Source organism: Mycobacterium sp. (assembly GCF_035499775.1).
In the GTDB taxonomy this organism is placed as follows: domain Bacteria; phylum Actinomycetota; class Actinomycetes; order Mycobacteriales; family Mycobacteriaceae; genus Mycobacterium.
Window position 1 is genome coordinate 1 of record NZ_DATJYB010000126.1, and the last position, 8673, is coordinate 8673.

Genomic DNA, 8673 nt, shown 5'->3' on the forward strand with positions numbered 1-8673 from the left:
CACAGCGCGAATGAAGTTAACGGCGAAGGCCTCGCACACGACGTCGACGTCTGGGAGGGTGATGCCGGGAACTTCGGGGAAGGCCGGACGCATCAGCATGTGAATCATGATCGGCCCGAGGAGTTGTTGGGCCAGCACCATTACCGGCTGATCGCGGATGCGTCCCGCTCCCACCTCGGCATCGAACCAAACTCCGAGCGTGCCCAACATCCGCGGTGCTGCATAGCCGGCCAATGACTGCACTGCGGTGCTCGTCGGTCGCGAGAACACTTCGGCCAACATGGCTGGAGCGACGCGGGGTTCGCGGCTCAGTGCATTGGCGACAGTGCGGTAGAAGCCGTGCACCGTAGAGTGCAGATCGCCCTGCGGCCGGGCCAGATATTCCTCGATATCGCGGATGGGACTGAACTGGTCGAACACTGCGCGCATGAGATCGTCGCGCCCGCCGAATGCGGCGTGCAGACTGAACACCGAGCACCCCGCGCGGTCGGCGATTGCTTCGAGAGTGGCGGCAGCCAAGCCGTTCTCACTGACCACGGCCGCTGCGGCAGTGAGCGCTCGCAGGCGTACCGGGGGGCGGCCGCCGGGATCAATGCCGGCGGCACGGACCGCGGCGTCGAGCGAACTGCGCGATCCGCCGAGTCTACGCAGCAACGTACTGCGGGAGATGTGGGCTTCGGCGGCGATGTCGCTGACCGAGACTTCGGCGATGTCGCGTTCCAGGGCTTCGGCGGCCCGCACCGCCGCCTCGATCAACTCTGGGGCGACGGGTGGATGGTCGGCTACCGTGGCGGGCCGCACAGATTCACCACTGGCTCGATCGTGTCGCATGAGGGCCCCGTCAGTACTCGCCTTGAGCGGAACGGACACTGACAGTCCCCGCCTCGGTAGCGATCACAGCATCCCTCAGGCGGTTGTTCAGTCGCGCGACTCTGCGCAGTTGAGCGAACAGGTTTATGGAGCCCAAGATGGGGAGTCCACCAATGAACGTTCGGAAGGAGGGGTTCCCGCCGTAGACATGGAGCTGGTAGAGACAGCCGACCACGTAGAACGATCCGGCAAGACACAGGGTGGCGGGTATCGCATAGGCGAGCGGTGATCGGGCGTCGGCAACCAGTTCACTCGCGTAGTCGTACTCGTCCTGTGTCAGTGGTTCGCGTTTGCGAAGTTTGGCCAGAACCGCCTTGTGGGCACCGACGTGCTCGCCCAGGGGTGCGGGCACCCGTTTTTCCAGCCTTTCGATGTAAACGAAAACGCATGCGGCGCAGGCCACTGCCGACACCCCGGCAAGGATGGTGAGATAACCCCAGAGTCCGAGATCCATATTGCCATTCCTTCGATTTCGTCCAGCACTGCGCGGATATCAGCTGTTAGGTATGCGGACTGCCGGCGGCCCGTGCCGAGCGCGAGGGTGATCCGGGAGCAACCGGGTCGTCGTCCTCCCACAGCAGTAGTTGGCGGACGGCTCGGCGTGATCCATAGGGCCGAAGCATCTGACTGGCAGGGCGGGGTCTCACCCTCAGCGGCCACCAGAACCATCGTCCGATCAGCGCTGCGATGGACGGCGTCATGAACGAACGCACAATCAGCGTGTCGAACAGCAAGCCGAGGGCGATCGTCGTCCCGATCTGACCGAGAATCCGCAAGTCGGCGAACACGAAAGAGGCCATGGTCGCCGCGAACACCAAACCGGCCGACGTCACTACCGCGCCGGAGCCGGCCATCGACCGGATGATGCCGGTCTTCAAGCCGGCGTCGATCTCTTCTTTGAACCGCGAAATCAATAGCAGGTTGTAGTCCGACCCGACGGCCAACAGCAGGATCACGGCCAGCGCCAACACAATCCAGTACAACTGGATGCCGAAGATATCCTGCCAAATCAGCACGGAAAGCCCGAACGATGCGCCCAGCGACAGTGCCACGGTACCTACGATGACCAATGCGGCGACGACGCTTCGGGTGATGGCCATCATGACCAGCAGAATGAGGCTGAGCGCAGCGATTCCGGCGATCACGAGGTCGTATCTGGCGCCGTCCTGGATGTCCTTATAGGTGGCCGCTGTACCGGCGAGGAAGATCTTGGATCCGGCCAGGGGTGTGCCCTTGATGGCCTCCTGGGCGGCATGTCTGATGGCGTTGATGTGCGAAATACCCTGGGGCGTTGCCGGATCGCCGTCGTGGGTGATGATCATGCGGGCAGCCTTGCCGTCCGGCGACAGGAACAACTTGAGGCCGCGTTGGAATTCGGGGTTGCTGAATGCTTCCGGAGGTAGATAAAAAGAATCGTCGGTTTTCGACGCGTCATATGCCTGGCCGAGGGCGGTGGCGTTCTGCAGTGCCTCTGCCGCTTGGTTGTTCAGCCCGGAGGCGGTGGCGTAATTCCTCATCACCAGGTCGCGGTTGGCTTCTTGGCTCCCGATCTGAGGCGGTATCAGCGCAAGCAGCTTCGGCTGCAGCGCGTCCAGTTTGACAATGCTGCCCGAAACGGTGTTCAGTTCGTCCGTCAGTGCGTCGATGCCGTCCAGGGCGTCGAACAACGACCGCAGCGCGGCGCAGACAGGTATGTCGAAACAGTGCTTTTCCCAATAGAAATAGCTGCGTAACGGACGGAAGAAGTCGTCGAAGTTGGCGATCTTGTCACGCAGGTCCTTTGCTATGGTGACCGTCCGCTGAAATGCCTTCGCTTGCTCGTCGGTAACGGCGCTGGACTGCTGTTGCAGCGCATACTGCTGCCGCAGAATATCTATCGAGTTGTTGATCACCGCGACCTGTTTGAGCAGGTCGGCATTTTGGGACTGTTGAAAGGGCAGATTGTTGATCTGAGACGCGTTTCCCGCGCTGATCTGAAACGGGATCGACGTGTGCTCCAGTGGTGTGCCCAGCGGGCGCGTAATCGATTGCACCTCGGCGATGCCGTCGGTATGGAATATTGCCTTGGCGACACGCTCGAGCAAGATCATGTTGGTGGGATTGCGCAAGTCGTGGTCGGCTTCAATCATCAACAGTTCGGGATTGAGCCGTGCCTGCGAAAAGTGGTGCGCCGCAGCTGCGTAACCGACGTTGGCCGGAGCACTGGCGGGCATGTATGGGCGGGCGTCGTAACTTGTCGTGTACCCGGGCAGGGCAAGAAGACCGATGAGGGCCACGGCGATCGTCACCAGCAGGATAGGGCCGGGCCAGCGCACGACGGCTGTGCCGATACGTCGCCACCGCTGCGTGCTTATCTGACGGTTGGGTTCCAACAGGCCGAAATGCCGTCCGATCACCAACATGGCGGGCGCCAGGGTCAGGGCCGCCAGCACTGCGATGAGGACGCCGGACGCCGCGGGAATGCCGAGGCTCTGGAAATACGGGAGCCGCGTGAAGCTCAGACAGAAGACGGCGCCGGCAATCGTCAGGCCCGAGCCCAAGATGATGTGCGCGGTCCCGTGGTACATCGTCTCGAATGCCGAGACCCGATCCTGCCCGGCGTAGCGCGCTTCGTGAAAGCGGCCGAGAATGAAGATCGCGTAATCGGTGCCGGCGGCGATGACGAGGAGAGTCAGCAGATTGGTCGAGTACGTCGACAGTTCGATGATGCCGGCGTTCGCGAGAACGGCGACAACACCCCGGGAAGCGGTCAGCTCGATCATGACGGTGAACATCACCAGGGCCGCAGTGCTGACGCGACGGTAGATCCAGAACAGCATCACCAGGATCACCCCGATGGTGATCAGCGTCGTCTTTAGGGTGCCTTTGCCGCCCACCTCGAACTGGTCGGTGACCAGTGGCGCGGGACCGGTGACATAGACTTTGACGCCCGGCGGCGGTGATGTGTGGTCGACGATACTGCGCACCGAATCGACAGATTGATTGGCCAACGACTCGCCCTGATTACCGGCAAGATAGACCTGTACCAGCGCCGCCTTGCCGTCGGAACTCTGGGAGCCGGCCGCGGTCAGCGGATCTCCCCAGAAATTCTGAATGTGCTGGACATGCTTCGTGTCTTGGGCGAGCTCGTTGACCAAGCCGTCATAGTAGGTGTGCGCTTGGGCGCCGAGCGGTCGATCTCCCTCGAGCACAATCATCGCCGCGCTGTCGGAATCGAACTCTCCGAACACCTTGCCGATGCGTTTGCTGGCCTGTAGCGACGGCGCATCGTGGGGGCTCAGCGACACGTTGTGCGCTTGGGCGACCTTCTCCAATTGCGGCACAAAGACATTGGTGACTACCGCCAGGCCGAGCCAGAAGAACGCGATCAGCACCGAGTACCGGCGGATGAGCGCTGGGATCGAATGTCGCGGGACGCTGTGAGTGCTCATCCGGACTTGTCCATGCAGTAGGCGAAGGCGTGCAAGGTGTTCACCGTTCTCTCGTCCTTGACGTCTTTGTCAATCTTGATCCGGCAGCCGATCCAGTCGCGGTTGCCCTGGGCGGAGACGGTGACGAACACTGCCGGTTGGGTGGTGGTCGTGTCGTAGGCCCAGGGCAGCATGACGGCGTCCGCGCGCTGAGGTTGGGCGTTCACGTCCAGGTAAGTGATGGTTGCCTGCGTGTCTGGTGGTCCAAAAACCTCGATAACCACGTGCTTCGGGTTGAACGGGGCGACGTCGCCGCCGGGGCCGCGAGGAGTTGACGTGACATCTTGGGAGGCGAAGACGCCGTGTAGGCGATACACCGTGAAGCCGGCCAGCGCGAGGACTGCTACGGCGACCACCAGCATCCAGCGTCGGGTGAGTAGGCGTCCGAGCGAAAACCGCTGCATTCGTGACCCTTTCAACGGAGGGGCGACAGGAGTCGACGATGGGCCGGAGGCTCGCTCTGCCCTCGCGCTCATGCGCCGTCGCCGCGCTGGTCGTAGACGCTGTGTCCTACCACCGGCGCCACACCTACCCTTTTGACACAGTGGCTAATGTAAACTGCATTGTTGCTTCAAGCAAGATGTACGCCGAGCGTGCGGCCTGGTGCACGTTGGGGCGCGAGTGTGCGGCTGGCGTCACAGTCGGCGATTTGGCGATATCCGATGTGGCGATATCTGTAGATGGCTGAAGTGACTGTGTCGCTGTTGCGTGCGACGCTGCGGTCGTGCCTGAGCCGTTTATTGGCAGCGAAGCCCTCGTTGCCGTCGATGTGACCAAAACCCAGCTCGCCACGCGATACCGCCGATTGTTTCCGAACGTCTACCTCGAGCGGAACACCCTGGTCAACAACGAGTTTCGTGCTCGAGCGGGATGGCTGTGGAGCGGACGGCGCGGTGTGGTTGCAGGGTTTTCCGCGGCCGCGCTGCATGGGAGCAAATGGGTCGACGACGCGCACGCCGTGGAACTGGTCCATGACAATCGGCGGCCCCCGCCCGGAATCAAGACCCACGCGGACCGGGTATCGCAGGACGAGATCGCGTTGATTGACGGTCTGCCGGTTACGACGCCTTCTCGGACGGCGCTGGACTTGGGGTGCTGGTATCCCTTGGACGAATCGGTAGCCGCCATCGACGCGCTACTGGCGGCGACCGACCTGAAAGTCTCCGAGGGTGAGCTTCTCGCCGAGCGGTATCCCGGTCGGCGCGGAATTCGCCGGGCTCGTGAAGCGCTGGTGTTGGCCGACGGCGGGGCGCAGTCGCCGAAGGAGACCTGGCTTCGGCTGCTTCTCATTCGGGCAGGCTTCCCCAGGCCGCAGACGCAGATCCCGGTCAGCGATGAATTCGGCGAGGTGTTCGCGTACCTCGACATGGGCTGGGAAGACCTGAAAATCGCCGCCGAGTACGACGGCGAACAGCATCGGACCAATACGCGGCGATATAGGTGGGACGTTCGGCGGCAGGAGAAGGTCGAGCGGCAGGGCTGGATTGACATACGAGTGGTGGCCGGGGACCAGGAGCCCGGGATTATCCGTCGTGTCGCCGCCGCCTGGGCTCGTCGAGCGTGACGCCAGCCGCACAGTCGTGCGCGGGTGTGCGGCTGGACGCACGCTCGGCGAGGAGAGGAGAGCTACGCGGGGATCAGCTCCACTCCGGACAGCACGACGGCGTTGTCGCGCGAAGGCGCGACAACGGTTGCCGCGAAACGCCCGTCGTCCTTCCAGATGTTGACCTGCAGCGTCTCGCCCGGGAACGCCACGCCCGCGAAGCGTGCGCCGTAGGCGCCGACGGCTGTCGCGTCACCGTCCAGCAGCGCGTCGGTGATGGCCTTGCAGGTCATGCCGTAGGTGCACAGGCCGTGCAGGATGGGTTGCGGAAAGCCTGCGGCAGCAGCGAATTCGGGATCAGAGTGCAGCGGGTTGCGGTCGCCGCATAGCCGGTACAGCAGCGCCTGCTGGGGCAGCAGCGGCACCGCAACCTGCAGGTCCGGGGCGCGGTCCGGTGCGGCATCAGACGAGGACGGGCCTCGTTCGCCACCGAATCCGCCTTCACCGCGGGCATAGATCGAACGCTTCTGCGTCCACAGCGGCGTGCCGCCGGGCGCGGTCACCGTCGTCTCGCTCCAGATCACCGCGGCCTTGCCCTTGTCCCAGATGTCGGTGAACCGGGTGACGGCCGTCGCCGAGCCCGAAGGCGGCAGCGGCGCAGGCACTTCCACCCGCTCGCTGGCGTGCAGCACCTTGCTCAGCTCGATATCGATGCCGGGGAACTGGACGCTCGGCGGCGTGGTCATGTGGAAGGTGGCGGCCACGTTGCCGAACGTCGGCAGCACCTGCGGGGTGTCGTCCACCAGGTAGCGCAGCTCGCGGGGATCCATCGGATCCGAGCCCGCACCCAGTCCGAGGTGGTAGAGCTGGACATCGCTACTGAACCAAGAGAATTCGATGGGATCCAGCTCCGCGGCCAGCGCGGTCTCTACGTCGATCGGCATGACGGTTACCTGCCGGCTTCCGAAGCTAAGTGCAGTGCGGCCAGGTAGCCGAATGTCATGGCCGGCCCGATGGTGCCGCCGGGGCCGGGATAGGTGTGTCCCATCACCGGGGCGCTGACATTGCCTGCGGCATAAAGGCCGTCGATGACGCTGCCGTCGTCGCGCAGCGCGCGCCCATGTACGTCGGTGCGGATGCCGCCCTTGGTGCCAAGATCGCCGGGCACCATCTTGGCGGCGTAGTACGGCCCGTGGGTGAGCTCGCCGAGGTTGGGGTTCGGCTTGTTGGTCGGGTCGCCGTAGTACTTGTCGTAGGCGCTCTCGCCGCGGTGGAAGTCCTCGTCGACGCCGGAGCGCGCGAAGCCGTTGAAGCGCTGGACCGTCGCCATTAATTCGTCGACGGGGAGACCGGCCTTGGCTGCCAGCTCCTCCAGCGTGTCGGCCTGGATGACGACGCCGGATTCTAGCCACTTGCGCGGAATGCGTTGTCCGCCTTGAAGTCCGGCGAAGAAGTACCGGTCGCGGTATTGCTGGTCGAACACCAGCCAGGCGGGGATGTTCTCGCCGGGACCGGGGCCCTGGCCGTGCTCGCCGCCGTACATGTGGTGACCCGCCTCGACGTAGGGCATCGATTCGTTCATGAACCGCTTGCCCGACATGTTGACCATGATCGCGCCCGGTGAGTTGCGTTCCGACAAAGCGATCCACGGCGCGCCCACCAGGGGCACCGTCGGGATCCACCACGCGTCTTCCATGACATCCAGTGCGGCGCCGAGCTTTTCGCCGGCGATGATGCCGTCGCCGGTGTTGGCCTTGGCCCCCACCGTCCAGTCGGTGGTGATCGGCGCACGCTGGTATTTCACCCGCATCTGTTCGTTGTGCTCGAAGCCGCCGGAGGCGAGGATCACTCCGCGTCTGGCCTGGATCAACCGGGGTTCGGCCGTCTCTGATTCAGAGTCGCGAACGTACACGCCGCGCACCACACCGTCCTCGACGTACAGGTCGGTCAACGCGGTGTTGAGCTGCACCGGAACTCCGGCCTGCTGCAACCCGATCCGCATTGGCGCGATCAGCGCGCGGCCCATGCCGACGAGATTCTTACCGGTCGCCTTGGCCCACATGGTGCGGGCGCCGACCCTCAGGCTGCGCAGCACGCCCCGCGGGTGTCGCTTCAGCTGGTTCAAGCGCATGTAGTCCTGCTGCATGACCACCACGTTGAGCGGCACCTTGCCGTACGCAGGTTCGAGCCCGGCCTCGTCGGGGCCGAGCTTGCGGGCGTCGAACGGCTTCGGCTCGATCGAGCGGCCGTCGGGCCGGCCGCCCGGCGCCTCGGGGTAGTAGTCGGAGTAGCGGGGCACCCAGCACATCTTCAGCGGTGTGTGGTCGAGCACGAACGAAAGCATCTCGGGCCCGCGCTCGAGGTAAGTGTCTATGCGCTCCGGCTCCACGACGTCGCCGATGATGCCGTGCAGGTAAGTGCGGGCCGCTTCGGGCGTGTCCTTCACACCGTCGCGCTTGAGGACGTCGTTGTTGGGAATCCAGACGCCGCCGCCGGAGCGCGCGGTCGAGCCGCCGAAGTGCGGGGCCTTCTCGATGACTAAGGTCGAGAGGCCGCGGTGTGCGGCAGTGAGGGCAGCTACCATGCCGGCGCCGCCGCTTCCGACCACGACGACGTCGTACTCCTGTGCTGTCATGTAGAACACGTTATAGAATTGCCCGGGTCGAGCGCTACTGGCCCGGTCACGCGGACGAAGGGACTTCGGTAAATGCTCTCTGTTGCGACCCGCGACGAGGTGGCCGCCGACCTGGCCCAGGCCGAGCGGAGCCGTGAGCCGATCGCCCCGCTGAC

General features: G+C 64.2%; 7 protein-coding genes and 1 pseudogene. 2 read left to right on the plus strand and 6 right to left on the minus strand.

Annotation, left to right across the window (positions count from 1 at the left end):
• The 4 genes from VML93_RS09100 to VML93_RS09115 form a co-directional block, all read right to left on the minus strand.
• Positions 1–801: TetR/AcrR family transcriptional regulator (locus tag VML93_RS09100; RefSeq protein WP_325609828.1), on the minus strand; the 801-nt coding region annotated here is incomplete at its 3' end.
• A gap of 40 nt (positions 802–841) precedes the next feature.
• Positions 842–1324 carry a hypothetical protein gene (locus VML93_RS09105; RefSeq protein ID WP_325609830.1) on the minus strand — a complete coding sequence of 161 codons (483 nt, stop codon included), beginning with the start codon at positions 1322–1324 and terminating at the stop codon, positions 842–844.
• A gap of 46 nt (positions 1325–1370) precedes the next feature.
• Positions 1371–4301: an MMPL family transporter gene (locus VML93_RS09110; protein WP_325609832.1), complete on the minus strand. Its 2931-nt coding sequence runs from the start codon at positions 4299–4301 to the stop codon at positions 1371–1373.
• Complete coding sequence (locus tag VML93_RS09115) at positions 4298–4744, minus strand: MmpS family transport accessory protein (protein ID WP_325609834.1); 447 nt, start codon at positions 4742–4744, stop codon at positions 4298–4300. The genes VML93_RS09110 and VML93_RS09115 overlap by 4 nt, the downstream gene beginning before the upstream one ends.
• Positions 4745–5064: 320 nt before the next feature.
• Between VML93_RS09115 and VML93_RS09120 the strand changes: the two genes are divergently transcribed.
• A complete protein-coding gene (locus VML93_RS09120) occupies positions 5065–5904 on the plus strand; it encodes a hypothetical protein (RefSeq protein WP_325609836.1) in 840 nt (279 codons plus the stop codon).
• A 62-nt stretch (positions 5905–5966) separates the two neighbouring features.
• On the opposite strand, the gene VML93_RS09125 is transcribed toward VML93_RS09120, so the two are convergent.
• Both VML93_RS09125 and kstD read right to left on the minus strand, forming a co-directional pair.
• Positions 5967–6827 carry a MaoC family dehydratase gene (locus tag VML93_RS09125; protein ID WP_325609838.1) on the minus strand — a complete coding sequence of 287 codons (861 nt, stop codon included), beginning with the start codon at positions 6825–6827 and terminating at the stop codon, positions 5967–5969.
• A 5-nt stretch (positions 6828–6832) separates the two neighbouring features.
• The gene (kstD, locus tag VML93_RS09130) at positions 6833–8518 is read right to left on the minus strand and encodes a 3-oxosteroid 1-dehydrogenase (RefSeq protein ID WP_325609840.1); all 1686 of its coding nucleotides are present in this window, start codon (positions 8516–8518) and stop codon (positions 6833–6835) included.
• Positions 8519–8590: 72 nt separating this feature from the next.
• On the opposite strand from kstD, the pseudogene VML93_RS09135 reads away from it, so the two are divergent.
• A pseudogene (locus VML93_RS09135) lies at positions 8591–8673 on the plus strand (2-keto-4-pentenoate hydratase); the annotation flags it as partial.